29 protein-coding genes and 1 tRNA gene are annotated in these 25,411 nt (G+C 63.3%); 28 read left to right on the top strand and 2 right to left on the bottom strand.

Annotation, left to right across the window (positions count from 1 at the left end; translation table 11 throughout):
• Nucleotides 1–159 precede the first annotated feature (159 nt).
• The 19 genes from BQ8794_RS01210 (at nucleotide 160) to BQ8794_RS01120 (ending at nucleotide 18,064) form a co-directional block, all read left to right on the top strand.
• Nucleotides 160–1,203 carry an enoyl-CoA hydratase/isomerase family protein gene (locus BQ8794_RS01210; RefSeq protein ID WP_077371924.1) on the top strand — a complete coding sequence of 348 codons (1,044 nt, stop codon included), beginning with the start codon at nucleotides 160–162 and terminating at the stop codon, nucleotides 1,201–1,203.
• Nucleotides 1,200–1,622 (top strand): DUF6163 family protein, encoded by a 423-nt coding sequence (locus BQ8794_RS01205; protein ID WP_077371921.1) that lies wholly within the window; start codon nucleotides 1,200–1,202, stop codon nucleotides 1,620–1,622. Before BQ8794_RS01210 ends, BQ8794_RS01205 begins: the two co-directional genes overlap by 4 nt.
• A gap of 255 nt (nucleotides 1,623–1,877) precedes the next feature.
• Nucleotides 1,878–2,393: a transcriptional regulator LdtR gene (ldtR, locus tag BQ8794_RS01200; protein WP_027154640.1), complete on the top strand. Its 516-nt coding sequence runs from the start codon at nucleotides 1,878–1,880 to the stop codon at nucleotides 2,391–2,393.
• 364 nt (nucleotides 2,394–2,757) lie between these two features.
• Nucleotides 2,758–4,011 carry a L,D-transpeptidase family protein gene (locus BQ8794_RS01195; protein ID WP_077371917.1) on the top strand — a complete coding sequence of 418 codons (1,254 nt, stop codon included), beginning with the start codon at nucleotides 2,758–2,760 and terminating at the stop codon, nucleotides 4,009–4,011.
• A 309-nt stretch (nucleotides 4,012–4,320) separates the two neighbouring features.
• Complete coding sequence (gene glyA, locus BQ8794_RS01190; protein ID WP_077371914.1) at nucleotides 4,321–5,634, top strand: serine hydroxymethyltransferase; 1,314 nt, start codon at nucleotides 4,321–4,323, stop codon at nucleotides 5,632–5,634.
• A gap of 85 nt (nucleotides 5,635–5,719) precedes the next feature.
• A complete protein-coding gene (locus BQ8794_RS01185) occupies nucleotides 5,720–6,304 on the top strand; it encodes an invasion associated locus B family protein (protein ID WP_077372450.1) in 585 nt (194 codons plus the stop codon).
• Nucleotides 6,305–6,451: 147 nt separating this feature from the next.
• Nucleotides 6,452–6,928 (top strand): transcriptional regulator NrdR, encoded by a 477-nt coding sequence (gene nrdR, locus BQ8794_RS01180; protein WP_023798407.1) that lies wholly within the window; start codon nucleotides 6,452–6,454, stop codon nucleotides 6,926–6,928.
• 2 nt (nucleotides 6,929–6,930) lie between these two features.
• Nucleotides 6,931–8,052 carry a bifunctional diaminohydroxyphosphoribosylaminopyrimidine deaminase/5-amino-6-(5-phosphoribosylamino)uracil reductase RibD gene (gene ribD / locus BQ8794_RS01175; RefSeq protein ID WP_077371911.1) on the top strand — a complete coding sequence of 374 codons (1,122 nt, stop codon included), beginning with the start codon at nucleotides 6,931–6,933 and terminating at the stop codon, nucleotides 8,050–8,052.
• A 117-nt stretch (nucleotides 8,053–8,169) separates the two neighbouring features.
• Nucleotides 8,170–8,787 (top strand): riboflavin synthase, encoded by a 618-nt coding sequence (locus BQ8794_RS01170; protein ID WP_077371909.1) that lies wholly within the window; start codon nucleotides 8,170–8,172, stop codon nucleotides 8,785–8,787.
• An 81-nt stretch (nucleotides 8,788–8,868) separates the two neighbouring features.
• The gene (locus BQ8794_RS01165) at nucleotides 8,869–9,129 is read left to right on the top strand and encodes a CopG family ribbon-helix-helix protein (protein ID WP_077371906.1); all 261 of its coding nucleotides are present in this window, start codon (nucleotides 8,869–8,871) and stop codon (nucleotides 9,127–9,129) included.
• Nucleotides 9,129–9,404, top strand: coding sequence for a type II toxin-antitoxin system RelE/ParE family toxin (locus BQ8794_RS01160; RefSeq protein ID WP_077371903.1), 276 nt, complete (start codon nucleotides 9,129–9,131; stop codon nucleotides 9,402–9,404). The genes BQ8794_RS01165 and BQ8794_RS01160 overlap by 1 nt, the downstream gene beginning before the upstream one ends.
• A gap of 82 nt (nucleotides 9,405–9,486) precedes the next feature.
• Nucleotides 9,487–9,981: a 6,7-dimethyl-8-ribityllumazine synthase gene (ribH, locus tag BQ8794_RS01155; protein ID WP_077371900.1), complete on the top strand. Its 495-nt coding sequence runs from the start codon at nucleotides 9,487–9,489 to the stop codon at nucleotides 9,979–9,981.
• Nucleotides 9,978–10,478 carry a transcription antitermination factor NusB gene (nusB, locus tag BQ8794_RS01150; protein ID WP_077371897.1) on the top strand — a complete coding sequence of 167 codons (501 nt, stop codon included), beginning with the start codon at nucleotides 9,978–9,980 and terminating at the stop codon, nucleotides 10,476–10,478. The genes ribH and nusB overlap by 4 nt, the downstream gene beginning before the upstream one ends.
• Nucleotides 10,475–11,689 carry an MFS transporter gene (locus BQ8794_RS01145; RefSeq protein WP_077371894.1) on the top strand — a complete coding sequence of 405 codons (1,215 nt, stop codon included), beginning with the start codon at nucleotides 10,475–10,477 and terminating at the stop codon, nucleotides 11,687–11,689. The genes nusB and BQ8794_RS01145 overlap by 4 nt, the downstream gene beginning before the upstream one ends.
• A gap of 145 nt (nucleotides 11,690–11,834) precedes the next feature.
• A complete protein-coding gene (osmF, locus tag BQ8794_RS01140; RefSeq protein ID WP_077371891.1) occupies nucleotides 11,835–12,746 on the top strand; it encodes a glycine betaine ABC transporter substrate-binding protein OsmF in 912 nt (303 codons plus the stop codon).
• Between the two features lie 38 nt (nucleotides 12,747–12,784).
• Nucleotides 12,785–13,951, top strand: coding sequence for an ABC transporter permease (locus BQ8794_RS01135; RefSeq protein WP_077371888.1), 1,167 nt, complete (start codon nucleotides 12,785–12,787; stop codon nucleotides 13,949–13,951).
• Nucleotides 13,948–14,886 (top strand): ABC transporter ATP-binding protein, encoded by a 939-nt coding sequence (locus BQ8794_RS01130; protein ID WP_077371886.1) that lies wholly within the window; start codon nucleotides 13,948–13,950, stop codon nucleotides 14,884–14,886. The genes BQ8794_RS01135 and BQ8794_RS01130 overlap by 4 nt, the downstream gene beginning before the upstream one ends.
• Nucleotides 14,883–15,647, top strand: a complete 765-nt coding sequence (locus BQ8794_RS01125) for an ABC transporter permease (protein ID WP_077371883.1) — start codon at nucleotides 14,883–14,885, stop codon at nucleotides 15,645–15,647. The genes BQ8794_RS01130 and BQ8794_RS01125 overlap by 4 nt, the downstream gene beginning before the upstream one ends.
• A gap of 275 nt (nucleotides 15,648–15,922) precedes the next feature.
• Nucleotides 15,923–18,064: a sodium-translocating pyrophosphatase gene (locus tag BQ8794_RS01120; RefSeq protein WP_077371880.1), complete on the top strand. Its 2,142-nt coding sequence runs from the start codon at nucleotides 15,923–15,925 to the stop codon at nucleotides 18,062–18,064.
• Between the two features lie 251 nt (nucleotides 18,065–18,315).
• Here BQ8794_RS01120 and BQ8794_RS01115 read toward each other — a convergent pair whose 3' ends face one another.
• Nucleotides 18,316–18,861 carry an outer membrane protein assembly factor BamE gene (locus BQ8794_RS01115; RefSeq protein ID WP_077371877.1) on the bottom strand — a complete coding sequence of 182 codons (546 nt, stop codon included), beginning with the start codon at nucleotides 18,859–18,861 and terminating at the stop codon, nucleotides 18,316–18,318.
• Nucleotides 18,862–18,976: 115 nt separating this feature from the next.
• Here BQ8794_RS01115 and BQ8794_RS01110 point away from each other — a divergent pair, with 115 nt between their 5' ends.
• The 7 genes from BQ8794_RS01110 (at nucleotide 18,977) to BQ8794_RS01080 (ending at nucleotide 24,038) form a co-directional block, all read left to right on the top strand.
• Entirely contained in the window at nucleotides 18,977–19,519 is a 543-nt protein-coding gene (locus BQ8794_RS01110; protein ID WP_077371874.1) for a ubiquinol-cytochrome C chaperone family protein, read from the top strand.
• A gap of 43 nt (nucleotides 19,520–19,562) precedes the next feature.
• On the top strand, nucleotides 19,563–20,126 hold the full coding sequence (locus tag BQ8794_RS01105) for a YceD family protein (RefSeq protein WP_077371871.1): 564 nt from the start codon (nucleotides 19,563–19,565) through the stop codon (nucleotides 20,124–20,126).
• A gap of 131 nt (nucleotides 20,127–20,257) precedes the next feature.
• Nucleotides 20,258–21,328 (top strand): phosphate acyltransferase PlsX, encoded by a 1,071-nt coding sequence (gene plsX, locus BQ8794_RS01100; protein ID WP_077371868.1) that lies wholly within the window; start codon nucleotides 20,258–20,260, stop codon nucleotides 21,326–21,328.
• A gap of 9 nt (nucleotides 21,329–21,337) precedes the next feature.
• Nucleotides 21,338–22,309 (top strand): beta-ketoacyl-ACP synthase III, encoded by a 972-nt coding sequence (locus BQ8794_RS01095; protein ID WP_077371865.1) that lies wholly within the window; start codon nucleotides 21,338–21,340, stop codon nucleotides 22,307–22,309.
• A 106-nt stretch (nucleotides 22,310–22,415) separates the two neighbouring features.
• The gene (locus BQ8794_RS01090; RefSeq protein ID WP_077371863.1) at nucleotides 22,416–22,739 is read left to right on the top strand and encodes an integration host factor subunit alpha; all 324 of its coding nucleotides are present in this window, start codon (nucleotides 22,416–22,418) and stop codon (nucleotides 22,737–22,739) included.
• 195 nt (nucleotides 22,740–22,934) lie between these two features.
• Nucleotides 22,935–23,477 (top strand): MerR family transcriptional regulator, encoded by a 543-nt coding sequence (locus BQ8794_RS01085; protein WP_077371860.1) that lies wholly within the window; start codon nucleotides 22,935–22,937, stop codon nucleotides 23,475–23,477.
• Nucleotides 23,478–23,699: 222 nt separating this feature from the next.
• On the top strand, nucleotides 23,700–24,038 hold the full coding sequence (locus BQ8794_RS01080; protein WP_077371857.1) for a hypothetical protein: 339 nt from the start codon (nucleotides 23,700–23,702) through the stop codon (nucleotides 24,036–24,038).
• Nucleotides 24,039–24,090: 52 nt separating this feature from the next.
• On the opposite strand, the gene BQ8794_RS01075 is transcribed toward BQ8794_RS01080, so the two are convergent.
• Nucleotides 24,091–24,366 carry a hypothetical protein gene (locus tag BQ8794_RS01075; protein WP_077371854.1) on the bottom strand — a complete coding sequence of 92 codons (276 nt, stop codon included), beginning with the start codon at nucleotides 24,364–24,366 and terminating at the stop codon, nucleotides 24,091–24,093.
• A gap of 459 nt (nucleotides 24,367–24,825) precedes the next feature.
• Here BQ8794_RS01075 and BQ8794_RS01070 point away from each other — a divergent pair, with 459 nt between their 5' ends.
• Both BQ8794_RS01070 and BQ8794_RS01065 read left to right on the top strand, forming a co-directional pair.
• The gene (locus BQ8794_RS01070; protein WP_077371851.1) at nucleotides 24,826–25,113 is read left to right on the top strand and encodes a helix-turn-helix domain-containing protein; all 288 of its coding nucleotides are present in this window, start codon (nucleotides 24,826–24,828) and stop codon (nucleotides 25,111–25,113) included.
• Nucleotides 25,114–25,290: 177 nt separating this feature from the next.
• Nucleotides 25,291–25,367 (top strand) — tRNA-Pro (locus BQ8794_RS01065).
• Nucleotides 25,368–25,411 lie beyond the last annotated feature (44 nt).

The raw sequence follows: 25,411 nt of genomic DNA, 5'->3' as shown, positions 1-25,411 counted from the left end.
CCAATGCGGCACGATAGTGCCAGGCACAAGCTGGATACCGGCATACGAGTTCCGGCTGACCGTTGTTGCCGGACAGGATTGCGTCTTGGCATTGACGCGCCCATGCGCCACGCTTTAGCACTTCAGTCCCGGCGGCGCGGGGGAAGGGATTCTCAGGCGATGGATTTTGGCGGCGGCGACGAGATCCGCTTCGAACGACTGGGCAGCGCCGGCGTCGTCACGCTGACGCGGCCGCAGGCGCTCAATGCCGTCACCCATCGCATGGTCAAGGCGCTCGACAAGGCGCTGCGCGCCTGGGAGCGCGACGACGGCGTCGATGTTGTCGTCGTCAAGGGCGAGGGCAGGGCGTTTTCGGCCGGCGGCGACATCCTCCACATCTACGAGGCCGGCCGGGCGGGAAAGCCGCCGGTCGACTTCTTCGCCGACGAATACCGGCTGAACGCCCGCATCGCGCGGTTCGAAAAACCCTATGTCGCGCTGATCGACGGCATCGTCATGGGCGGCGGTGTCGGCATCTCCTTCCACGGCTCGCATCGGCTGCTGACCGAGAACGCCCAGTTTGCCATGCCGGAAGTCGGCATCGGCTTTTTCCCGGATGTCGGGGCCAGTCATCTGTTGCCGGGCCTCGGCGGCAGCTTCGGCATGTATCTGGCCCTGACCGGAAGCCGCATCCGCTATGGCGACGCTTTGTGGTCGGGCCTGGCGACGCATACGATCAAGGCGCAGGACCAGGCCGGTTTTCTCGACCGGCTGGTTGCGAGCGGCGACCCGGAATTGGCGCTGCGCGGCTTTTCCGTCCCAGCCCGGCGCGAAACGGACAGGCCGACACTGGAAGCCATCGCCCGCCACTTCGCGCAGCCGTCGCTGAGCGACATCATCGGCAGCCTGGAGCGCGCCGCACCCGCAGACGCGTTCGCGGCAAAGACGCTGGCGATGATCCGCACCCGCTCGCCGACCAGCCTGCATGTTGCCTGGCGCGAGATCAGCGCCGGGCTGACGCTGTCGATGGACGAGTGCATGCGGATGGAGTTCCGCATCCTCAACCGCATGCTTGCCGGCCACGATTTCTACGAAGGCATCCGCGCTGCCATCATCGACAAGGGCTCGACGCCGCAATGGCGGCCGGCAGGCATCGACGACGTCAGTGCTGCCGACGTCGATGCTTATTTCGCTCCGCTCGGCGAACGGGAACTCAAGCTGTGAGCGAGGTCACGTCGAGACGTGTCGTGCTCCAGCCCTCGACGGTCGAGGTCATCTTCGCCTGGTTTCAGCGCGTCATCTCAGCCTACTGTCTGTTGTTCGGGATTTTGTACTGGATCCGGCTGATCGGCTTCTATCCCGGCTCGTTGTGGCGCTTCGACCTGATGCCGGTGCATTGGCAGGTGGCGGCGGTGACGCTCGCCGTCTTCTTTCCCTTTGCCGCCGCTGGTCTGTGGATGCTGGCCTCCTGGGGGCCGGTGATCTGGTTCATCTGCGCGGCGACCGAGACCGTCATGCATGCCGGCTTTCCCGAGCTCTTCGGTCACCGGCCGCTGATCCTCGCCTCGCATGCGGCGGTGGCGCTGCTCTACATCGTCTTTCGCGTGATGATCTGGATGCAGAAGCGCCGGAGCCGGCAATAGAGCATCGGACAGATGCTCAACAAGAATAGCCGACGCGTCCGGTTGGACGGGCAAATTACCGCCCGGATTCTTTGGCTAAATCTTTAGGTTAATCATCCTTGTTCGGGTGACCCTTCGTTAAGCCTCTTTCGAAACCTATTACCGGTAAGCTCTTGTTAGCCCTAGCGTTTAAGTCGAATTTTATGAGTATTCGATAGTGTCGCGATCAAGGTGAAAAACAAAAAATCACCAGGCGACAAACGAGAGGCAAAGACAATGATCAATTCCCGTCCGGCGGCGAAGACCGCCAACGTATCCGATGACCGCCGCGAGGCAATCCGTTCGCTGTACATGGAATCGCTGCAGCTGGTGGAACGGCTGCACCGCCGCCTGCTTGACGTAATCAAGGACGAATTCGACCGCAACGGCCGTTCCGATATCAACGCCATCCAGGCGCTGCTGCTCTTCAACATCGGCAATTCGGAACTGACCGCCGGCGAGCTGCGCTCGCGCGGCTATTATCTCGGCTCGAACGTCTCCTACAATCTTAAGAAGCTGGTCGATCTCGGCTTCATCAACCACCAGCGCTCGCGTATCGACCGCCGTTCGGTGCGGGTCTCGCTGACGCCGAAGGGCAGTGAGGTGGCGGAAGTCGTCGCCGGCCTCTACGAGCGCCATGTCGGCTCGATCGAGCAGGTCGGCGGCATCAACACGGAAGAATTCAAGCAAATGAACCGCGCCCTGCAGCGCCTCGACCGCTTCTGGAACGACACCATCGCCTACCGGATGTAAGCATGTCCGTCGCATGAAGGGGAACCGCGCCACAGGCGCGGTCGGGGAGCGATCCAAAAGACCGGTGCCGAAAAGCATCGGTCTTTGCGTTTCGTGAGGCCAGCCGATCCAAATCGCGATGAGGGTCACGTTGCCGCCATATTCCCGGTGGAAGCGAGAATGCGGGTGATGTAGCGGCGCGAGCCAATCCGTCTCCCCGCCAACCGCCTCTGTGAAGGCGCGTCGCGCCCGGCGCGTTCTCGCACAGAAGCGATTGGGGCATGGTTGGCTAATTGTTAAGGGCGCCAACCTTAGAGTGGGCTGGGCCCAGCGTACGGGCGGATCGCCCGGTGAAAAAACTGTTACAGGACTATCTGGAGCGTACATGAGAACCAGTCGCCGTTTCTTCCTTTCCGGGGCCTCCGCGTTGGCCGCGACGATGGTTGCCGGTGGCGCCAGCGCGCAGGACGTGATCGCGGATATCCTGAAATCCTCGGGCCGCGGCAACTGGAACGACCAGTTCGACGCCCGCGCCAGCGAGGGCGGCAAGGTGGCCTCGACGCTGCCGATCGTCAGCCTGCAGACCGTTGCGTACACCGAGCAGGCTATCGCGCAGTATCAGAATATTGTCGCGCAGGGCGGCTGGGAGCGGGTCCCGGACACCAAGAAATTGCTACTCGGCGTCATCGATCCCGACGTGGTGCCATTGCGCAGGCGCTTGATGGTTTCGGGCGACCTGGCGCAGAGCGCCGGCCTTTCAGAGGCCTTCGATTCCTATGTCGATGCGGCGGTCAAGCGCTTCCAGGCGCGTCATGGCCTGCCTTCCGACGGGACCCTGGGCCAATATAGCTATGCGGCGATGAATGTCTCGGCGCAGGTCCGGCTTGGCCAGCTGCAGACCAATCTGCAGCGGCTGAACGAACGCGCCGGTACGCTGGGCAACCGCTATGTATTGGTCGATATCCCTGGCGCCCAGATCGAAGCGGTCGAGAACGACCGCGTCGTGCTGCGCCACACCGCCGTCGTCGGCAAGATCGATCGCCAGACGCCGATCGTCGATTCCAAGATCAACGAGATCATCGTCAATCCTTACTGGAACGCGCCGGTCTCGATCGTGCGCAAGGACATCATTCCGCTGATGCGGAAGGACCCCAACTATCTCAAGGACAGCAAGATCCGGCTGTTCGCACCGGATGGCAGCGAGGTCGATCCACTGACCGTCGACTGGTCGACCGACGACGCGGAGAAATACCGCTTTCGCCAGGATCCGGGCGCCGGCAATGCAATGGCCTCGGTCAAGATCAATTTCCCGAGCCCGGACGGCGTCTACATGCACGACACGCCGCAGCAAAGCCTGTTCGGCAAGATGATGCGCTTCGATTCCTCGGGCTGCGTGCGCGTCCAGAACGTGCGCGACCTCGTCACCTGGATCCTGCGCGACACGCCGGGCTGGAGCCGCCAGCATTTCGAGGCGTCGATCAAGAGCGGCGAGAACATCCCGGTGCAGGTCACCAATCCGGTGCCGGTCTTTTTCCTCTACATCTCGGCCTGGTCGACGGGGCCTGGCGTCGTGCAGTTCCGCGACGACATCTACGGGCTTGACGGAGCCAACGAGCTGCAGATCACCTCTGCGCTCTAAGCGCCTGATTTTTTAGCTGAAAAGGCCGCCATCGAGGCGGCCTTTTTTGACAGTGCGCCAGGCATGGCGCGTGGTGCGCAAGCACCGTTTGGCCGGGGTGGTAGCCGGTCAATGACTTGGAGGTGAAAGTCCTCTGCTGGCCCTGGTGGCGTCGCAAGCCTTGCTGAACGGCCGGCAGGCGAGGAAATAGGTGGCTCATTGGTCTCGCTGCCGCAATCCGGCCAGCAAATTTCGCGCCGCAAACGTGGCGGGGCGAAAGCAACTGTGTTAATGGCGCGGCAGACCCCCCGGACGACAAGGATCTCAAGCATGGCAACAACAGCGTCAGTGTCGAACAAATTCGAATCCTTCTTCGAAACCACGCTTGCCGATGCCGATCCGGAGATTTTCGGCGCGATCCGCAACGAACTCGGCCGCCAGCGCCACGAGATCGAGTTGATCGCTTCGGAAAACATCGTCTCCCGCGCCGTGCTGGAAGCGCAGGGGTCGATCATGACCAACAAATACGCCGAGGGCTATCCCGGCAAGCGCTACTATGGCGGCTGCCAGTTCGTCGACGTCGCCGAGGAACTGGCCATCGAGCGTGCGAAAAAGCTGTTCGGCTGCAACTTCGCCAACGTCCAGCCGAATTCCGGCAGCCAGATGAACCAGGCGGTCTTTTTGGCGCTGCTGCAGCCCGGCGACACCTTCATGGGGCTTGACCTGAATTCCGGTGGCCACCTGACGCACGGTTCGCCGGTCAACATGAGCGGCAAATGGTTCAAGGTCGTTTCCTACGGCGTCCGCAGGGACGATCACCTGCTCGACATGGACGCGATCGAGAAGACCGCCCACGAGACCAGGCCGAAGCTGATCCTGGCCGGCGGCACTGCCTATTCGCGCGTCTGGGACTGGAAGCGTTTTCGCGAGATCGCCGACTCGATCGGCGCCCATCTGATGGTCGACATGGCCCACATCGCCGGCCTGGTCGCCGGCGGCGTGCATCCGTCGCCGCTGCCATACGCCCATGTGGTCACCACCACCACGCATAAGTCGCTGCGTGGCCCGCGCGGCGGCATGATCCTGTGCAATGACGAGGACATCGCCAAGAAGATGAATTCGGCGGTGTTTCCAGGCCTGCAGGGTGGTCCGCTGATGCATGTCATCGCCGCCAAGGCGGTGGCCTTCGGCGAAGCGCTGAAGCCAAGCTTCAAGATCTATGCCGAGAGCGTTGCCGCCAACGCCAAGGCGCTGGCCTCCAGCCTGCAGGAAACCGGCCTCGACATCGTCTCCGGCGGCACCGACAACCATTTGATGCTGGTCGACCTGCGGCCGAAGAACGCCACCGGCAAGCGTGCCGAGGCAGCGCTTGGCCGCGCCAACATCACCTGCAACAAGAACGGCATCCCTTTCGATCCCGAAAAGCCGTTCGTCACCTCGGGCGTGCGCCTCGGAACGCCGGCCGGCACCACGCGCGGCTTCGGCCAGGCCGAGTTCCGCGAGATCGGCAAGCTGATCGCCGAGGTGCTGGACGGGCTCAAGGCCGCGAATTCCGATGAGGGCAATGCAGCCGTCGAAGCAGCCGTGAAGGCGAAGGTGGCCGCGTTGACGGATCGTTTTCCGCTCTATCCCTATCTCGGTTGAGCTCACGCAAAGTGTCGTCCCTTATCGGCCGGACGAGAAGCACTTTTTCAGCGGGGACGGAGTCCGGACAGGAGCCTTGACGATGATGCAGATTTTCGGTGTCGCTCGCTTTGGCGCGTTTGGCGTGCTGGTCACATTGACCACCTTGCCGTCCGCCGCCCTGGCACAGTCTGCGCCCACCCCAGCCGCACCAAAGACCGAAACCTTCGGCAACTGGTTCACCACTGTGGACGAGATCGATACCGGTGGGGATCTGCGCAAAACCTGCGTCGCCTCGACCGCCTTTCTCGACGCGAGCGGTACCAGCGGCACGCTCACGCTTGCCATCTCGAACGGTGATGCACTGCCGCCCAATGGCTATCCGACCCTTGTCATCGCCATGAAGAACAAGGACTTGCCGACTGGCGAGAACATTCCGGCGGTGTTCGGCGATGGCAACGGCAAGGTCAAGGCGACCGTCGATGCCATGGCTGGTGCCGGCGGAAAATGGATGTTGAACAACAAGCCCGAGATCAGCCTGGCGCTGCTGCGTGCCATGCGCCGCGCCAGCGCGCTCGATGTCATATTCGCCGACACGCCGGTCGCGACCGTATCGATGGACGGCTTCACCAAGGCCTATCGCAGCCTCGGCATGTCATGTGGGTTCCCGACTGCTGACGTCGCGCCGTAATCGGCCGGTATTGCCGTCTGGCATGATGCTGGCAATTTTGCCCGCGCCTCGCTATCTCTGAGGCGCGAGAGACCACCGATACTTTGCCATCGCGGCAAAAACCTCTAAGCCTTTCGCTCCACGAGAATCGCGAACACAAGGCTGCCCATGCGCTGTCCCTATTGCCAGTCCGAAGATACGCAGGTGAAGGATTCGCGCCCCGCCGAAGATGGCGCGGCGATCCGCAGGCGGCGCGTCTGCCCCGATTGCGGCGGCCGCTTCACCACCTTCGAACGCGTGCAGTTGCGCGATCTCGTGGTGGTGAAGAAATCCGGACGCAAGGTGCCGTTCGACCGCGACAAGCTGCTGCGCTCGGTCGAGATCGCCGTGCGCAAGCGCAATGTCGATCCCGAGCGCATCGACCGCGCGGTGACCGGCATCGTGCGCCAGCTCGAAAGCTCCGGCGAGACCGAGGTCGCCTCGGGCGAGGTCGGCCGCCTGGTGATGGAGGCGCTGAAGTCGCTCGACGACGTTGCCTATGTGCGCTTCGCCTCGGTCTATCGCAATTTCCGCGAGGCCAAGGATTTTCACGACGTGCTGGGTGAGCTCAAAGGTGACGAGCTCAAGGAAGAGGACGCCGGCTGAGCATGGCAAGGCGGAGCCAAGCCGAGCAAGAGGTTCTTGATCGCCGCTTCATGGCGGCAGCACTGAGGCTGTCCCGGAAAAACGCCGGGCGGACCTCGACCAACCCTTCCGTCGGCACACTGATCGTGCGCGACGACGGCACCGGGCCGATGATCGTCGGCACCGGCGTCACCGCTGTCGGCGGCCGGCCACATGCCGAGACCGAGGCGCTGGCGGAGGCCGGCGAGCTCGCACGCGGCGCCACCGCCTATGTCACATTGGAGCCCTGCGCCCACCATGGCCGCACCCCGCCTTGCGCCAGTGCACTGGTCAATGCCGGCGTCGCGCGCGTGGTTGGGGCTGCGAGCGACCCCGATCCGCGCGTGTCCGGTAACGGCTATGCGATCCTGCATGCCGCCGGTGTCGAAGTGGTCGAAAAGGTGCTCGTGGCAGAAGCCGCCGAGCAGATGGCCGGCTATCTCATTCGATCTCTGAAAAAACGTCCGGAAGTGATCCTGAAACTTGCGCTTTCCAGCGACGGCAAGATCGGCATGGAAGGCGCGGGGCAGGTCTCGATCACCGGCGACATCGCCCGGCGCGAAGTCTATCTGATGCGCGCCGAAGCCGACGGCGTACTGATCGGCATCGGCACGGCGCTGGAGGACGATCCGGCGCTGACGGTGCGGTTGCCTGGGCTGGAGAACCGCTCGCCGGCGCGCATCGTGCTCGACCGCCAGATCAGGCTGCCGGAGACGTCGAAACTGGTCGCCGGCGTCGACCGGGTTCCGCTCTATGTCGCCGCCTGTGCCGAAGGCGACCCGCACCGGCGGGCCGCGCTCGAACGCGCCGGCGTGCGCTTCATCGGCACCGAGACGTATGAAGGCGATATTGCGCTGCCGGAACTGCTTGAGGATCTGGCAGCGCTCGGCATGGCCAGCGTGCTGGTCGAGGGCGGCGCCAAGGTGGCCAAGGCCTTCCTCACCGAGGGGCTGGTCGACCGTATCGTGCTGTTCCAGGGGCAGGAGCCGATCGGCAAGCGCGGCATTGCATCGCCCATCGACGCCAACCATATCCCGGCAGGATTTCGCAAATTGCGCGACATGCGTTTCGGCGAAGACAGCTACGCCGAGTGGATAAGACCGTGATCCCAAAAAGTGAGAACCGCTTTTTGGACAAGACCATGGTCAAACTGAAAGACATGATCCCGAAAGTGGGAACCGGTTTTCGGAAAAGATCATGGTCAAACTGAAAGCCAGAGCCTGATGTTTACCGGGATTGTCACCGATGTCGGTACCGTCGCTGCCGTCAAGCCGCTGAGAGAGGGCGTCGGCTTGCGCATCGACACCGCCTATGACCCGCAGACGATCGCCATTGGGGCTTCGATTTCCTGCGGCGGCGTCTGCCTGACGGTGACGGCGCTGCCGGAAAGCGGCGCCAACGCGCGCTGGTTCGAGGTCGAGGCCTGGGAAGAGGCACTCAGGCTGACGACGGCGATGGGCTGGAAGTCCGGCACCAGGATCAATCTGGAGCGGCCGCTGAAGATCGGCGACGAACTCGGTGGCCACATCGTTTCAGGCCATGTCGACGGCATGGCCGAGATCGTGGCGCGCGAGGAGGAGGGCGATGCCGTGCGCTTCACGCTGGAAGCGCCGCGCGATCTGGCCAAATTCATCGCACCCAAGGGCTCCGTCGCGCTCGACGGCACCTCGCTCACCGTCAACAAGGTCGAAGGCACGCGCTTCGACGTGCTCTTGATCCATCACTCGCTGACCGTGACGACTTGGGGCGAACGCGATGTCGGCGACCGCGTCAATCTGGAGATCGACACCATGGCCCGCTACGCGGCGCGCTTGGCGGAGGCCGCGAAAGAGGGGCTTTGAGGCAACTATCGAAGAGCATTCCAGCCTCGACTTAATCACGATTAATCATTATGATTAGGTTCAATTAGGTGAGGCTTTCCAATGGACACCAAAGTGATTACCGCGCATGTCCCCCTGCCACTCGCAGAAAAGGTAGACCAACTCGCAGCCCGTCTTGAGCGTCCGCGGGGCTGGATCGTCAAGCAAGCCCTTTCCGCTTGGGTTGATATGGAGGAGGAGCGCCGGCGGCTCACGCTCGAAGCGCTGGCCGATGTGGATTCCGGGCATGTTGTCGACCACCAAGCCGTGCAGGCATGGGCCGATAGCCTTGACAAGGAAAAGCCGCTGCCGGCACCACGTTGATGGAATTGAAGTGGACCAGCAAGGCTCTATCCGATTTGGTGCGGCTTCGTGATTTTCTCGCGCTGGTGAACAGCCAGGCAGCCGCACGCGTGGTGCAATCTCTGACTGCCGCTCCCGTCCGGCTGACTGAACATCCGCGCATCGGTGAAAGACTGGAAGAGTTCGAACCACGCGAAGTTCGCCGCACTCTGGTAGGCAACTACGAAATGCGTTACGAGATCCAGAAATCGACCATCTATGTGCTCCGCCTGTGGCACACGCGAGAGGATCGATAGGGACTGTCGCGCATCTCCACCAATCTTCTGCTTGCGATCAAACCGGCTTCGGCCTAAGTCACCGGCGATCCCGGAGACATCTATGGCTGGCACATCCCAACACGGCAAAGCGTTCATTCGCCCGAAGAAGAAGGCCCACCTTCTTGTCATCGAGGCACGCTTCCATGACGACCTTGCCGACGCGCTGCTCGAAGGCGCGACAAGCGCGCTCGAGGAAGCAGGCGCGACATACGACGTCGTCACCGTTCCGGGCTCGCTCGAAATTCCCGCAGTGATTTCCTTCGCCCTCGACGGCGCCGCCGAAGGCGGGCCGAACTATGACGGCTTTGTCGCCCTCGGCACCATCGTGCGCGGCGACACCTATCATTTCGACATCGTCGCCAATGAATCGAGCCGTGCCCTGATGGACCTGTCCGTCCAGGAAGCGGTCTGCATCGGCAACGGCATCCTGACCACCGAAAACGACGAGCAGGCCTGGACGCGGGCCAGGCGTTCGGAAGGCGACAAGGGCGGCTTTGCGGCGCGTGCGGCGCTGACCATGATCGCCCTCAAGCAACAGTTGGGAGAGCGATCGTGAGCGAACCCGCATCGCCCGGCCAGCCCGCGGTGCGCCACGCCAACAAGCGCGGTGCTGCCCGTCTGGCCGCCGTGCAGGCGCTCTACCAGATGGATGTGGCCGGCAGCGGCGTCTTCGAGATCACCGCCGAATACGAGGCGTTCAGGCTCGGCAAGGAAGTCGACGGCGCGCTCTATCGCGAAGCCGACGCGCAATGGTTTCGCGCCATCCTGACCGGCGTCGTCGAGAACCAGAAGACCATCGATCCGATCATCCGCCAGGCGCTGACCGAGGACTGGCCGTTGTCCAGGCTCGATTCGACGCTGCGCGCCATATTACGCGCCGGCGTCTACGAGCTGATGAAGCGCGAGGACGTGCCGGTGGCTGTCATCGTCTCGGAATATGTCGATATCGCCAAGGCGTTCTACGAAGAAGACGAGCCGAAGCTGGTCAACGCGGTGCTCGATCGCGTGTCGCGCCGGGTGCGCGGCGAAGGGCGTGGCAAGGACGCTTCATGACGGCCATCCATATCGCTGAGGCCGGCAGGGAAGCGCGCCGCACGGCGCTCATCCTTGCCGCTTCGCAGGCGATCATCGGCTCGGCAGCACCCATCGCCATTTCCGTGGGTGGGTTGGCCGGGCACTATCTGCTCGGAACCGACAAGTCGCTGGCGACGGCGCCGATCACCGGCTTCAACGTCGGCGTGGCGCTCGGCGCCCTGCCGGCCGCAGCCATCATCCGCTGGCTCGGCCAGCGCGACGGCTTCATGACCGGCACGATCGTCACCGCGCTCGGCGGTCTGGTCGCCACGCTGGCGCTGTTCCAGGCCAGCTTTTGGCTGTTCGCCTTCGGCCTGCTGGTGATCGGCATCGGCGGCGCCTTTGTCCAGCAATTCCGCTTCGCCGCCGCCGACAACGCGCCGCCTGAATTCAAGGCGCGCGCCATCTCCTTCGTGCTGGCCGGCGGCATCGTCACCGCCATCCTTGGGCCGCAGATCGTCATCTTCACCCGCGAATTGTTTGCGCCGGTGATGTTTGCCGGCTCGTTTGCCTCCATCCTGGTGCTGGCGGCGGTTGGCGCTGCCATCCTGTCGTTGCTGCGCATCCCGGCCAAGGCGACGGGCAAAGCGGAAATCGCCGACAGCGACGCGCGGCCGCTCGCCGAGATCGTCACCAGGCCGCGTTTCGTTGCGGCGCTGTTTTGTGCCGTCGGCAGCTATGCGCTGATGAGCTTCGTCATGACCGGCGCGCCGCTCGCCATGGTCGGCTGCGGCCTGTCAACGGACGACGCCACGCTTGGCATTTCCTGGCATGTCATGGCGATGTTCGCGCCGAGCTTCTTTACCGGCTCGCTGATTTATCGCTTCGGCGCCGAACGGATCGTCGCAACCGGCCTTGTGCTGCTGATCGGCTGCGCCGTGGTGGCGCTGTCGGGCCTGGCCCTGTGGCAGTTCTGGACGGCGCTGATCCTGCTCGGCCTTGGCTGGAATTTCGGCTTCATCGGCGCCACCGCCATGGTCGCCGACAGCTACCGGCCATCCGAAAAGGCCAAGGTCCAGGGTTTTCACGATTTCGTCCTGTTCGGCTCCGTCGCCTTCGCCTCGCTGATGTCGGGCGCGGTCTACAACGCCTGGGGCTGGGAGATGCTGAACTGGATCATCTTCCCGGTGACAGTGCTGTGCTTCGTGGCGCTGGGCGTGCTGAAGATGACCGCGCGGCCGACCAGCTGACATGTGACAGCCGCGGATTCACCGGCATCCGAACAAAATTATTGCCCCCATCCCCCTTCTTATGAAACCGTGTGCCCCGACGGGGCATTGAAGCCATGCTCATATGCGGCAGCCGTAATCCGGTTCTCAGCAAGGGATTTTTGAAATGTTTTCAGTCAAGGTTCTGGCCGGCGCGGCACTGGCGCTCGGCATCGCCGCAGCCTCGGCGAACGCTCAGGTGGTCGTGTCGTCGAAGATCGACACCGAAGGCGGCGTGCTCGGTAACATCATCCAGCTGGTGCTGAACGCCAACAACATCCAGACCACCGACCGCATCCAGCTCGGCGGCACCCCTGTGGTGCGCAAGGCGATCACCGCCGGCGAGATCGACATCTATCCGGAATACACCGGCAATGCGGCCTTCTTCTTCGAAAAGGCCGACGATCCGGTGTGGAAGGATGCCGCCAAGGGCTATGAAACGGCCAAGAAGCTGGACTACGACGCCAACAAGATCGTCTGGCTGTCGCCGTCGCCGGCCAACAACACCTGGGCGATTGCGCTGCGCAAGGATGTCGCCGAGACCAACAAGCTGGCGACGCTGTCCGACTTCGGCAAATATGTCTCCGGCGGCGGCCAGGTGGTGCTGGCGGCCTCGGCCGAATTCGTCAATTCGGCTGCCGCGCTGCCGGCCTTCCAGACCACCTATGGCTTCACGCTTGAGCCGGACCAGCTGATCACGCTCTCCGGCGGCGATACGGCGGCGACCATCGCCGCTGCGGCGAACCAGACCAACGGCGCCAATGCCGCCATGGTCTACGGCACCGACGGCGGCATCGCGCCGTCCGGCCTGGTCGTGCTCGAAGACGACAAGGGCGTGCAGCCGGTCTACCAGCCGGCGCCGATCATCCGCGAGGCGGTGCTGAAGCAGCATCCCGAAATCGAGACGCTGCTGAAGCCGGTCTTCGCCAAGCTCGACCTCGTCACCCTGCAGGAACTGAACGGCCGCGTCCAGGTCGGCGGCGAGCCGGTCAAGGGCGTCGCCGAAGACTTTTTGAAGAAGAACGGGTTTTTGAAGTAGGCCGTTCCTGAAATCGTGACGCCGGTGCGAGGCGCGCCATGACCACCCGCTTCGACAAGCTCGGCGTGGTCATCGCCGCGATCGTTGCCTATGCCGCCTTCGCGGCGCCCTTTGCCACCTTGCGCGCCAATCGCATCGTGCCAGGCGAGGCGCGCTCGATTCTTGAAGCGCTGCCGCCGACGCTGGGGCCGCTGCTGCTTGCAGTCGTCGTCGTCGCGGCGGTCGTCGCCTTGCTGAAAACGCCACTCATCCTGCGCCTTGCCGCCAGCGTGGTCGCGCTTGCGGCACTGGCGCTGCTGATCGGCGTCGCCGGCGGCTTCCTGACGCCTGAGGGCAATAGCTTCGCCCGCATCTCGCCGGCTTCGGGTTTCTGGCTGCTCATCTTCGCCTTTACGCTTTTGCTCGCCGATGGGCTGACGAGGCTGAACCTGTCGCCATCGGCGCGGATCGCCGTGCTCGTCGTCACGGCAGCGGCGATCGGCATGCTGCTCGTCTCGGGCAGTTGGAACAGTCTGTCGATCCTCAAGGAATATGCCAACCGTGCCGACAGTTTTTGGGCCGAAGGCTCCAAGCATGTGACGCTGGCGCTGGGCTCGCTGGCGGCGGCGGTGATAGCAGGCCTGCCGCTTGGCATCCTCTGCCACCGCGTCGAAAAATTGCGGGCCGGCGTGCTCAACGTGCTGAACATCATCCAGACCATTCCCTCGATCGCGCTGTTCGGCCTGTTGATCGCGCCGCTCGGCTGGGTCGCCACGCACGTGCCCGGCGCGGCCTCCCTCGGCGTTCGCGGCATCGGCACCGCGCCCGCCTTCGTCGCCCTGTTCCTCTATTCGCTGCTGCCGGTGGTGGCCAACACCGTGGTCGGTCTTGCCGGCGTTCCGCGCGCCGCCAACGATGCCGCACGCGGCATGGGCATGACCGAGCGCCAGCGCCTGTTCAGCGTCGAGTTTCCACTGGCCTTCCCGGTGATCCTCACCGGCATCCGCATCGTGCTGGTCCAGAACATCGGCCTTGCCACCATTGCCGCGCTGATCGGCGGTGGCGGTTTTGGCGTGTTCGTGTTCCAGGGCGTCGGCCAGACGGCGATGGACCTGGTTCTGCTCGGCGCCGTGCCGACGGTGGCTCTGGCCTTTGCTGCCGCCATCATCCTCGACGCGGTGATCGAAATGACCTCCACCAGGCGACGCGAGGCACAACCGGCATGATCGAGATCGAAGGCATTAGCAAGCGCTATGACGCGACGACCGTCGTCGACGACGTGTCGATGGTGATCGAGCCGCGCACCATCGCCGTCATCGTCGGCACCTCCGGCTCCGGCAAGACGACGCTGCTGCGCATGATCAACCGGCTGGTCGAGCCGACCGCCGGTGTGATCAGGCTCGACGGTGCCGACAACCGCTCGCTGCCCGGCTACGAACTGCGCCGCAGCATCGGCTACGCCATCCAGGGCCATGGGCTGTTTCCGCATCGCACGGTGGCGCAGAACATCGCCACCGTGCCAGTGCTGCTCGGCTGGGACGCGGCCCGCATCAAGCGCCGCGTCGACGAGTTGATGACGCTCTACCAGCTCGATCCCCAAGCGTTCGGGCCACGCTATCCGCACGAGCTCTCCGGCGGCCAGCAACAGCGCGTCGGCGTCGCCAGGGCGCTTGCCGCGGAGCCGAACGTGCTGTTGATGGACGAGCCTTTCGGCGCGCTCGACCCGATCATCCGCAACAAGGCGCAGGAGGACCTTTTGGCGATCCAGAAGCGCTTCGGCACCACCATCATCCTCGTCACCCATGACATGGAAGAGGCAGTGCATATGGGCGACAAGATCGCGGTGATGGATGCCGGCAAGCTGGTGCAATATGCCAGGCCCGCCGAGATCCTGGCGAAGCCGGCCAGCGCCTTCGTCGAGACCCTGGTCGGCGCCAGCGAAAAACCGTTCAGGCTGCTGTCGCTCGGTCGGGTGCGCGACGCCGTGGAGACGGGCGCCGCCGAAGGCGAGGCGATCCCCGCCGACACCAGCCAGCGCGATGCCCTGGCCGAACTCCTCTGGTCGGGACGCCCGGCGCTGCCGGTGACAGGCGCCGACGGCAAGCCGCTCGGCCGCGTGACCGTGGACGGGCTGGTGAAACGCGCGGCGAGGCCGACATGAAAGAGGCCGGTGTAAAAGCCTGGCTTCCGTCGTTGCTCAGGCTTGCCCTGGTGGTGCTGCTCATTGCGTTCGTGACCAATCCGGGTTGGTTCGAGCCGCTGCTGAAGCCGCTGACCGAGAGCAACGCGCCGGCAATCTACAACCAGGGCAGCCTGTTGACGCTGACGCTGCTGCACCTGAGGACCGTGCTGATCGCGACGGTGGCGGCAACCATCGTTGCCGTGGCGCTCGCCATCCTGGTCACTCGGCCGGCGGGCGTCGAATTCCTGCCGCTGTCGCGCAGCCTGGTCAACATCGGCCAGACCTTTCCGCCGGTGGCGGTGCTGGCGCTGGCCGTGCCGGCCGTCGGCTTCGGCGAGAAGCCGACACTGATCGCGCTGTTTCTCTATGGCCTGCTGCCGATCTTCGAGAACGCGCTGACCGGGCTGACGACGCTGCCGGCCAATGTGGTCGAGGCGGCGCGCGGCGCCGGCATGACCGGTTGGCAAAGGCTGGTCAAGGTCGAGCTGCCGCTCAGCGCGCCGATCATTCTCGGCGGTATCCGGCTTTCGGTGGTCATCAGCCTCGCCACCGCGACGATCGGCTCGACCGTGGCGGCCAGGACGCTCGGCGAGGTGATCATCGCCGGTCTGTTGTCCAACAATCTCGCCTTCGTCCTGCAGGGCGGCCTGATCGTCGCCGCCCTTGCTGTGCTGATCTATGACGGGCTGTCGACGATCGAGCGCTACACGGCACGCCGCATGGGGCAGGAGACGGCGTAGTCGACAAAACTCAGATATCGCCTTCGCTCATCTCGGCAGAAATGGATTCCGACAGCGATTTCCATGACCCGGCCGGGGGACTGAAGTGAAAGAGCGGCTCTACCGAGAGGCTTTTGGGCGAAAGCCGGGCAAAAACCGAACAATATCTTGACGTTCGCACCCCTGTTTCGCATAAGCCGATGCGAGGGGAGCGGATTCCGCGCGCGGAATCCGCTCCCCGTCTCAACGGCCCAGGGAGGGGTTCTTTTGGGTCATCAATCGAGGAAAATCCGGCAATGACCATAATTTTAGCTGTCATCGCCTGCGGTCTGCTTTCAGTCCTTTACGCCATCTGGGCGACAAAATCGGTCCTCGCGGCCGATCAGGGCAATGCACGCATGCAGGAAATTTCCGCGGCCATCCGCGAAGGCGCCCAGGCCTATCTGGCGCGCCAGTACACCACCATCGCGATCGTCGGCGTCGTGGTCCTGCTGCTCGCCTGGTGGCTGCTTTCGATCACCGCCGCCATCGGCTTCCTGATCGGCGCCGTTCTGTCGGGCGCAGCCGGATTCATCGGCATGCACGTCTCGGTGCGCGCCAATGTCCGCACCGCGCAGGCGGCTTCCAACAGCCTCGCAGCCGGCCTCGAGATCGCCTTCAAGTCGGGCGCCATCACCGGCATGCTGGTCGCTGGCCTGGCCCTGCTCGGCGTCTCGATCTACTACCTGATCCTCACCCAATTCATGGGCCTCCAGCCTAACGACCGCGTCGTCATCGACTCGCTGGTTTCGCTCGGCTTCGGCGCCTCGCTGATCTCGATCTTCGCCCGACTCGGCGGCGGCATCTTCACCAAGGGCGCCGACGTCGGCGGCGATCTCGTCGGCAAGGTCGAAGCCGGCATTCCCGAAGACGATCCGCGCAACCCGGCCACCATCGCCGATAATGTCGGCGACAATGTCGGCGACTGCGCCGGCATGGCCGCCGACCTGTTCGAGACCTATGCGGTGACCGTGGTCGCCACCATGGTCCTCGCCGCCATCTTCTTCGGCGGCACCGCCGTTCTCAGCGCCACGATGCTCTATCCGCTGGCCATCTGCGGCGCCTGCATCCTGACCTCCATCGTCGGCACCTTCTTCGTCAAGCTCGGCTCCAACGGCTCGATCATGGGCGCGCTCTATAGGGGCCTGATCGTCACCGGCCTGCTGTCGATCGTCGGCCTCGGCATCGCCACCTCGGCAACGCTGGGCTGGGGCGAGATCGGCACGGTCGCCGGCATGGCCATCACGGGCACGAACCTGTTCATCTGCGGCCTGATCGGTCTCGCGGTGACCGGCCTCATCGTGGTGATCACCGAATATTATACCGGCACCGACAAGCGCCCGGTGAACTCCATCGCCCAGGCTTCGGTTACCGGTCACGGCACCAACGTCATCCAGGGCCTTGCGGTCTCGCTGGAATCAACGGCACTTCCGGCGATCGTCATCGTCGGCGGCATCATATCGACCTACCAGCTCGCCGGCCTCTACGGCACGGCGATCGCAGTCACCACGATGCTCGGCCTTGCCGGCATGATCGTTGCGCTCGACGCCTTCGGCCCGGTCACCGACAATGCCGGCGGTATTGCCGAAATGGCCGGCTTGCCCAAGGAAGTGCGCCAGTCGACCGATGCGCTCGACGCCGTCGGCAACACCACCAAGGCGGTGACCAAGGGTTACGCCATCGGTTCGGCCGGCCTCGGCGCGCTGGTGCTGTTTGCGGCCTACTCCAACGACCTGAAGTTCTTTGCCGCCAATGGCGACAAGTACCCTTACTTCCAGGGCATGGGCGAAGTCTCTTTCGACCTCTCCAACCCTTATGTCGTCGCCGGTCTGATCTTCGGCGGTCTGATTCCGTATCTGTTCGGCGGCATCGCCATGACGGCTGTCGGCCGTGCGGCGGGCGCCATCGTCGAGGAGGTGCGCAAGCAGTTCCGCGAGGATCCGGGCATCATGGCCGGCACCTCGAAGCCGAACTATGCGCGTGCCGTCGATCTTCTGACCAAGGCGGCGATCCGGGAAATGATCATTCCGTCGCTGCTGCCGGTGCTGGCACCGCTGGTCGTCTATTTCGGCGTGCTGCTGATTTCGGGCTCGAAGGCGTCCGCCTTTGCAGCACTTGGCGCCTCGCTGCTCGGCGTCATCGTCAACGGCCTGTTCGTCGCCATCTCGATGACCTCTGGCGGCGGCGCCTGGGACAATGCGAAGAAATCGTTCGAGGACGGCTTTACCGACAAGGACGGCGTCAAGCATCTCAAGGGCTCCGAGGCGCACAAGGCCTCGGTGACCGGCGACACGGTCGGCGATCCCTACAAGGACACCGCCGGTCCGGCAGTCAACCCGGCGATCAAGATCACCAACATCGTCGCCCTGCTGCTGCTGGCCGTGCTCGCGCACGGCTGAGGCCGCTCGGCCTTCCGGGGCCGAAATCCACAACCGAACCCGCGGGAGCGATCCCGCGGGTTGTTCAATTTTGGACATTCAGCGTCGGGGCAATGACGTCCGTGACGGGTCCAGGTTCGCGTTGAAATGGTCTGAGGAAAACAAAAACCCGCAGGATCGCTCCCGCGGGTTTTCGGTCGCCTGAGATGTTGCTGCTTCCCCCCAGAAGCAAAAGAGGGGAAGCAAAAGAGGGGAAGCAAAGAAAAGGAGGATCAGGTGCCGGGCGAGGCGCCGCCGCCGCCGCCGGGGAGGCCGGGCGCCAGCTTGCTGGCGCCGCCGATGATCTGGCTGAGGAAGTTCCGGTCCTTGCCGCCGGTCGGCGTGGTCCGCGAGATGAAGTCGAACACTTTGCCGTCCTTCAGGCCGTAATTGGCGATCTGGGTAACGCGCCCGTCCTCGCCGAAATAGACGGCCAGCACCTTCTGGTCGACCAGCCTCGGCTTGTCGAAGGCGACGTAACGCTTGCGCGTCTGTGAGATGTAGTAGAAGGCCTCGTTGTCGAAAGTCGCCTTGGTCGACGGGGTGCCGAGCGCCAGAAGCACCTGTTCGCGGCTCGAGCCGACCGGCACCAGATCGATCGCCTGCTGGTCGATGACGTAGCCCTGCGTCAGCGTCTCGCTCGGATTGAGATCACCGATCATTTTCGACGAGTTGCAGGCGGACAGCGCCGATGCAACCACCAGCAGCGAAACCGCGCCGGCGGACCTGGACAAAGCGGACCTGGACAGAAAAGTCGACTTGAATTTCAGCGCGCGCAACTACAACTCCATTAGCTGGCCGCAACTTGCGCTGGGCCGCAAAACCGGTAAACCAGCTTGCTCGCCGATGCAACAAGGCCAATTCAAACAAACGGTCCCCGGGAGACCACCCTCAATGTTCCAGCGCCTTTTTGGTCGCGAACGTCACGCCAACCGCGCTATCACCGAGGCGCTTTACGCACAAATCGTGGCAGCGGCGCGGCAAACTGTGTTTTATTCCGACTGGAACGTCCCGGACACGCCGCTTGGCCGCTTCGAGATGCTGTCGCTGCACATGTTCCTGTTCCAGCACCGACTGCGTGGCGAGGGCGGTGTTGCCGGGGAGGTGGCGCAGGTGCTGATCGACGAATTCTTCATGGATGTCGAGCATTCGCTGCGGGAACTCGGCGTCGGCGACGTCGGCGTGCCGAAGCGCATGAAGAAACTGGCGAAGATGTTCTATGGCCGCACCGCCGCCTATGACGATGCGCTGGAACGAAACGACCTTGACGCACTCGTCGCGGCCCTTGCCCGCAATGTCAGGCCCGATGCCGGCACCTGGCCGCAGGCGACGCATCTGGCCGGCTACGTCGTCGATGTCTCCAGTCGACTCGCGGAACAGCCGACCGAATCGATTGTTTCCGGCGCTGTGGCATTCCCCGTGGCCAAGCCTATTTAAGAAACAAGCCTATCTAAGAAAAATAAGCCTATCCAAGGAAAAGATGAAACACGCCGATTCCCAGAGCCCCGATCGCCAGAGCCCCGTGTGCTTCGTGGCCAACGTCGCCCGGCTGCCGCAAAAGGGACTGCCGGTGCTGATCGAGGCCGACGCCGCGCAACGCGCCGCGCTGGCAGGCGAGCACGAGTTGCTCTCGGTCGAGAACTACCGCGCCGAACTGCTGGTGGCGCCATGGAAGCGCAACGGCGTCAAGGTCAGCGGCCGCGTCGAGGCCGATATCACCCAGGCCTGCATCGTCACCCTGGACCCGATCGAGGCGCATATCGACGAGGCGGTCGACGCACTGTTCCTGCCGGAGCAGTCGAAGCTCGGGCGGCAGGGTTTCGAGGGCGGTGGCGAGATAATGCTCGATGCCGAAGGGCCGGACAGCCCGGAAACATTTTCCGGCAATTCAATCGATGTCGGGGCGCTCGCCGAACAGTTCTTTGGACTGGCGATCGATCCCTATCCGCGCAAGCAGGGCGTTTCGATGGAGGCTGCCGACGATGCCGGGACTGCGGAAAGCGAATTCCAGCAAAAGCTGCGTTCCCTGCTGGGGAAATCCTGAAAACCCGACCCAATCGGAGAAAGCCGGTTGTGCGGCAGCCCAAAAACGCTATTTTCGCCGAACCTTCGCGAGCCCCAAACCCGTTGCCAGCGCCAGGCGCTCGCTCGAGCAAACTGTGAGATGAACACCGCGTGATCAGGATTTCCATCGATGCCATGGGCGGCGATCACGGACCAAGCGTGGTCATCCCGGCGCTCATGACGGTCGCGACCCGGCGTCCCGACATCCGCTTCGTCATCTATGGTCGTGAGGAGGCAGTGCGCCCCGAACTCGCAAAGCTGCCCAAGCTGGCGGAAGTGAGCGAATTCATCCACTGCGAGGTAGCAGTCAGGATGGACGACAAGCCCAGCCAGGCGCTGCGCCATGGCCGCTGGAAGTCGTCGATGTGGAAAGCGGTCGAGGCGGTCAAGGCAGGCACCGCCGACGCCTGCATCTCGGCCGGCAACACCGGCGCGCTGATGGCGATGTCGAGATTCTGCCTCCGCACCATGGCGACCATCGACCGTCCGGCGATCGCGGCGCTCTGGCCGACATTGCGCGGCGAAAGCGTGGTGCTGGACGTCGGCGCCACCATCGGCGCGGATGCGCATCAACTGGTTGATTTCGCCATTCTGGGCACCGGCATGGCGCGCTCGGTTTTCGGCATCGAACGGCCGAGCGTCGGTCTGCTCAATGTCGGCGTCGAGGAGATCAAGGGCCAGGAAGAGGTCAAGGAGGCGGGCCGCATGTTGCGCGAGGCCAACATGGCCTCGATGAACTACCATGGTTTCGTCGAGGGCGACGACATCGGCAAGGGCACGGTCGACGTGGTCGTCACCGAAGGCTTTGCCGGCAACATCGCGCTGAAGACGGCGGAAGGCACGGTACGACAGATCGCCGGTTACCTGCGCGCCGCGATGGACCGCACGCTGATGGCCAGGATCGGCTATATATTCGCCAAAGGCGCCTTCGATCGCCTGCGCGAAAAGATGGATGTCGGCCGCTCCAACGGCGGGGTTTTCCTGGGTCTGAACGGCGTCGTGGTGAAAAGCCATGGCGGCGCCGATTCGGACGGCTTCGCGGCGGCGATCGAGCTTGGCTACGACATGGTGCGCAACAATCTGCTCGATCGCATCGAAGCCGATCTCGACCTGTTCCATGCGCGCAATCCGCATGCCCAGACATCCAGGAAATCCGACGTCGTTGCCGACGCAGAGGAATAGGAAAGAGCCTTGATCAGATCAGTCGTGCGCGGCACAGGCGCCGCGCTGCCCCGCCGCATCATGAAGAATGCCGATTTCGAAGGCATGGTCGAGACGTCAGACGAATGGATTGCCCAGCGCACCGGCATCCGCCAGCGCCATATCGCGGCCGACGACGAGACGACGGCTTCGCTCGGCGAGGCGGCGGCGCGCGCAGCCCTCGACAATGCCGGCCTGACGCCGGCCGATATCGACCTGATCGTGCTGGCGACCTCGACTCCCAACAACACCTTTCCGGCGACCGCCGTCGACATCCAGAACCGGCTCGGCATGCATCACGGCTTCGCCTTCGACATGCAGGCGGTGTGCTCGGGCTTCGTCTACGCGGTGACGACGGCCGACCTCTATATCCGCGGCGGCCTGGCCAAACGCGTGCTGGTGATCGGCTCCGAAACCTTTTCGCGCATCCTCGACTGGAGCGATCGCTCGACCTGCGTGCTGTTTGGCGACGGCGCCGGCGCGATGGTGCTGGAAGCAGGCGAGGGGGCGGGCGGCATTGAAGACCACGGCGTGCTGGCGGCCAGCCTGCGCTCCGACGGGGCCCACAAGGACAAGCTGTTCGTCGACGGTGGAGCGTCGACCACCGGAACGGTGGGCCATCTCAGGATGGAAGGCCGCGAAGTGTTCAAGCACGCGGTCGGCATGATCACCGACGTCATCGAGGCGACGTTCTCAGCTGCCGGGATCACCGCTGAAGATCTCGACTGGTTCGTGCCGCATCAGGCCAATAAGCGGATTATCGACGCTTCCGCCAGGAAGCTCGGGATAGCAGAACAGAAGGTGGTGGTGACCGTCGATTTGCACGGTAACACCTCGGCTGCTTCGGTGCCGCTGGCTCTGTCGGTGGCGGTCGCCGACGGCCGCATCAAGAAGGGTGATCTGGTGCTGATCGAGGCGATGGGCGGCGGCTTCACCTGGGGCGCGGTCCTGCTTCGCTGGTAAGTGCCGAACGGACAGGTTCGGTCCTTGACCTTGCCGGATCAATTACTTAGGCTCTATCTTTGCTTATATAGAGTTATGTTTTTTTGAGCTGATGGGGACGGTTCGCATGGGGGGAAAGACACTTACGCGCGCCGATCTTGCTGAAGCCGTTTATCGCAAGGTTGGCCTGTCGCGTACTGAATCGGCCGAGCTCGTCGAAGCGGTTCTGGACGAGATCTGCGAGGCGATCGTTCGCGGCGAGACGGTGAAATTGTCGTCGTTCGCGACGTTCCATGTCCGCTCCAAGAACGAGCGCATCGGGCGCAACCCCAAAACCGGCGAGGAAGTGCCGATCCTGCCGCGCCGCGTGATGACCTTCAAATCGTCGAATGTGCTGAAGAACCGCATTCTGCGCGCGCACCAGCTCAGCAAGGCCAAGGGCAGCAAATAGCGCCAGCGCTTCAAAGCCCGGTTGAAAACGGTCGCCTGCTTTGACGCCGGGCTTGAATATTGTTTCATAAACCGCTGAAATAAGGCTCGATTCGGCAGAACAAGCCGGATTGGAATGACTCTTTGTTGAGCATGATCCTGGCCGAAAACCGATTCCCACTTTTCGGGACCATGCTCCAGCGTGAGGATTTCGCCCATGGACAAGAGCCCCGACGCTTTCCGCACCATCAGTGAGGTCGCAGAAGATCTCGACCTGCCGCAGCATGTGCTGCGTTTTTGGGAAACGCGTTTCAACCAGATCAAGCCGATGAAGCGCGGCGGCGGCCGTCGCTACTACCGGCCGCAGGATGTCGAACTGATCAAGGGCATCCGCCACATGCTCTACGATCAGGGATACACGATCAAGGGTGTGCAGAAGTTGTTGCGCGAGAACGGCAATCATTTCCTGGTCGCCATCGGCAATGGCGACATGGCGGCCGTCGAGGCGATCTCGCAGCGCCGGCAGGCCGATGCGGTGCCGCTGACGCCGGCGGCCCAGCCGCGCGGCGCCGATGACGAGATGCTGGTCGGCGAGCCCAAGGTGAAACCCAGCCGGCGCTTTTTCGGCCTGGGCAAGACCGACGACGACGGCCCGGTGCAGCCGGGCACGTCGAAACTCTCGCGCGACAATCGCGCTTTGCTGCAGGAGGCGCTGTTCGACCTTCTGGAATGCAAGCGCCTGCTCGATCAGGTGCGCTAGCGCATGACCCCGAAAAATGCGCAAATTAAAAAAATGCTACAGCGTTCCTTGCGCCTCCGATAGGACGCGCCGCGCTGTAGTGCATGTTGGGATAACGACTGCATTCAAGCGGGTCGCATGAATCCCTTCTGATGCGACGCGCGCTGGGCCCCGATCGGTCGCGGCAAAACCGGAACCGGTTTTGCGATCGTGCGTTCCTTCCGCAAAAGAAGGAAGCCTGTCATGGTACCATTTTCGACCCTCTCCGACATCGATCTTGAAAAACAGGTCGCGGCTCTCTCCAGGGAACTGGCGGCGTTGAGGAAAGCCGTTTCCAGGCGCGGCAGCGCCTATTACGAGGACGGGCGTGACACCGCGTCGGACTATTACTCGGACCTCGCCGAGCGCTTCAGTGACGCTCTGCCCGCGATCAGGAGGCATGGCAGAGTGATAGAGAAGACAGCCCGCGATCATCCTGCGACAGCGGCCGCTGTCGGTCTGGTTGTGGTCGGGCTCGTCGCCAGCCTGTTCCTCAGCCGTCAGCAGAAAACGTCGCGAACGAGATCGAGATCGGCACGTTGAGACAAGAAAATGGCGGCGCGGACGGCCGCCATTTTCGTTGATAACAAGTCGATCAGCGCGCGAGCTTGAGCTTGTTCTTCGGGCTGACCTGTGCCGTCTGGCTGCATTTGCCGTAGACGGTGCCGTTGGAGTCGGTGGCGTCCGTGTAGGTACCCTTGCAGTCGAGCTGCAGCACCAGACAGTGACCCGCCCCCTTGCAAACCGCGCCGCCGCCGCTCGGATGCGTGCCGTTGGCGAAGGCCGAGCTCGGCACTGAAATCGAGCCGAAGGCCGAGACGACGATGGCAGCGGCGAGCGACAGGCGCTTGAAGTTCGAGATGTTGGTCATTTGAGCATTTCCTTCTCTGGATCGAGGATCGCCGTCAGGGCGTCCTTCCGGTTGGGACCGCCTTTGTGGCGTCCATACCGTGTTGGTGCGGCCCGGAGAGAAAAGGTTCACGCGTCGGTTCAAGAAAATTCGCAGCCCCCTGACGCGTTCTGCGTGCTCAGGCTCCCGCCGCTGAGATTCGATCCGCTCAAAACGGCTGACGCGCCAGCGACAGCCGCTTAACAAGGGAGCGGCTCAGAACCGTCGAACAATTCGGCGATCGGCCAGTCAAAGACCCCGATCGGGATGACGGTCCCGTGCCGGTGCCGCCGAGGCCTGTGCCGGGCTGCGCCGATCGGAATCACGATGCCGTGACGGCATTTTTGGCGCTTGGCAAATCACCGTTGAGAGGGCATTCTCTGCGCCGTCTCAGGCAACTTCTTGATTTGATCAAACTCTTTAAATCCACGGAGTTGCCAAATGCCCCAAATAGCAACAAGCGAAGCTTTTTCCGAAATGTCGGCGACCGAAGCTGCGCCCGACCACAGCGCCCTCAAGGCCATCCGAGAAACCAGGGGATACAGCATGGAAGAGCTGTCCCTGACGTGCGGACTGTCGGTCGATGAGATCGCGGACATCGAGAACGGCAGGAATGCCGATTTGTCGAAGCTTAGGCGAATAGCCTCTGCGCTCCGGCTTCCGGAAAACGCGCTGATCAATACGGGCGCGCTGACACAATCTGTGGAAAATCCAAGACCCGTCTCATAGCAGCGAAGCCAGAGGATCAAGCCAGACAAGCGGAGGTGTGTTCTGGATTTGAAGTTCCTGAATGCTGACGACGTCCAACAGGGCAGGAACTTCAAATCCACCATGCCGGCCATCGGCGCGACGGCTGCCGAATTCGGTTGACCCGAACCGGGTTATCACGATACATCGCGACCGGTCCGGAGTGTAGCGCAGCCCGGTAGCGCACTTGACTGGGGGTCAAGGGGTCGTCGGTTCGAATCCGGCCACTCCGACCATTTTCAAGACTTAGACTTGCCCCCAGAAAACCTAGGCTTGCCCC

The organism is Mesorhizobium prunaredense, assembly GCF_900156895.1.
GTDB classification, from domain to species: Bacteria; Pseudomonadota; Alphaproteobacteria; order Rhizobiales; family Rhizobiaceae; genus Mesorhizobium; species Mesorhizobium prunaredense.
This window is presented reverse-complemented; position numbering and strand designations above follow the sequence as displayed.

Excerpts from the sequence above, each read along its gene's own strand:
- BQ8794_RS01210 (WP_077371924.1), top strand. The coding sequence starts at position 160 with ATGGATTTTGGCGGCGGCGACGAGATCCGCTTCGAACGACTGGGCAGC.
- ldtR (WP_027154640.1), top strand. The coding sequence starts at position 1,878 with ATGATCAATTCCCGTCCGGCGGCGAAGACCGCCAACGTATCCGATGAC.
- BQ8794_RS01195 (WP_077371917.1), top strand. The coding sequence starts at position 2,758 with ATGAGAACCAGTCGCCGTTTCTTCCTTTCCGGGGCCTCCGCGTTGGCC.
- glyA (WP_077371914.1), top strand. The coding sequence starts at position 4,321 with ATGGCAACAACAGCGTCAGTGTCGAACAAATTCGAATCCTTCTTCGAA.
- BQ8794_RS01185 (WP_077372450.1), top strand. The coding sequence starts at position 5,720 with ATGCAGATTTTCGGTGTCGCTCGCTTTGGCGCGTTTGGCGTGCTGGTC.
- nrdR (WP_023798407.1), top strand. The coding sequence starts at position 6,452 with ATGCGCTGTCCCTATTGCCAGTCCGAAGATACGCAGGTGAAGGATTCG.
- ribD (WP_077371911.1), top strand. The coding sequence starts at position 6,931 with ATGGCAAGGCGGAGCCAAGCCGAGCAAGAGGTTCTTGATCGCCGCTTC.
- BQ8794_RS01170 (WP_077371909.1), top strand. The coding sequence starts at position 8,170 with ATGTTTACCGGGATTGTCACCGATGTCGGTACCGTCGCTGCCGTCAAG.
- BQ8794_RS01165 (WP_077371906.1), top strand. The coding sequence starts at position 8,869 with ATGGACACCAAAGTGATTACCGCGCATGTCCCCCTGCCACTCGCAGAA.
- BQ8794_RS01160 (WP_077371903.1), top strand. The coding sequence starts at position 9,129 with ATGGAATTGAAGTGGACCAGCAAGGCTCTATCCGATTTGGTGCGGCTT.
- ribH (WP_077371900.1), top strand. The coding sequence starts at position 9,487 with ATGGCTGGCACATCCCAACACGGCAAAGCGTTCATTCGCCCGAAGAAG.
- BQ8794_RS01145 (WP_077371894.1), top strand. The coding sequence starts at position 10,475 with ATGACGGCCATCCATATCGCTGAGGCCGGCAGGGAAGCGCGCCGCACG.
- osmF (WP_077371891.1), top strand. The coding sequence starts at position 11,835 with ATGTTTTCAGTCAAGGTTCTGGCCGGCGCGGCACTGGCGCTCGGCATC.
- BQ8794_RS01135 (WP_077371888.1), top strand. The coding sequence starts at position 12,785 with ATGACCACCCGCTTCGACAAGCTCGGCGTGGTCATCGCCGCGATCGTT.
- BQ8794_RS01130 (WP_077371886.1), top strand. The coding sequence starts at position 13,948 with ATGATCGAGATCGAAGGCATTAGCAAGCGCTATGACGCGACGACCGTC.
- BQ8794_RS01125 (WP_077371883.1), top strand. The coding sequence starts at position 14,883 with ATGAAAGAGGCCGGTGTAAAAGCCTGGCTTCCGTCGTTGCTCAGGCTT.
- BQ8794_RS01120 (WP_077371880.1), top strand. The coding sequence starts at position 15,923 with ATGACCATAATTTTAGCTGTCATCGCCTGCGGTCTGCTTTCAGTCCTT.
- BQ8794_RS01110 (WP_077371874.1), top strand. The coding sequence starts at position 18,977 with ATGTTCCAGCGCCTTTTTGGTCGCGAACGTCACGCCAACCGCGCTATC.
- BQ8794_RS01105 (WP_077371871.1), top strand. The coding sequence starts at position 19,563 with ATGAAACACGCCGATTCCCAGAGCCCCGATCGCCAGAGCCCCGTGTGC.
- BQ8794_RS01090 (WP_077371863.1), top strand. The coding sequence starts at position 22,416 with ATGGGGGGAAAGACACTTACGCGCGCCGATCTTGCTGAAGCCGTTTAT.
- BQ8794_RS01085 (WP_077371860.1), top strand. The coding sequence starts at position 22,935 with ATGGACAAGAGCCCCGACGCTTTCCGCACCATCAGTGAGGTCGCAGAA.
- BQ8794_RS01080 (WP_077371857.1), top strand. The coding sequence starts at position 23,700 with ATGGTACCATTTTCGACCCTCTCCGACATCGATCTTGAAAAACAGGTC.
- BQ8794_RS01075 (WP_077371854.1), bottom strand. The coding sequence starts at position 24,366 with ATGACCAACATCTCGAACTTCAAGCGCCTGTCGCTCGCCGCTGCCATC.
- BQ8794_RS01070 (WP_077371851.1), top strand. The coding sequence starts at position 24,826 with ATGCCCCAAATAGCAACAAGCGAAGCTTTTTCCGAAATGTCGGCGACC.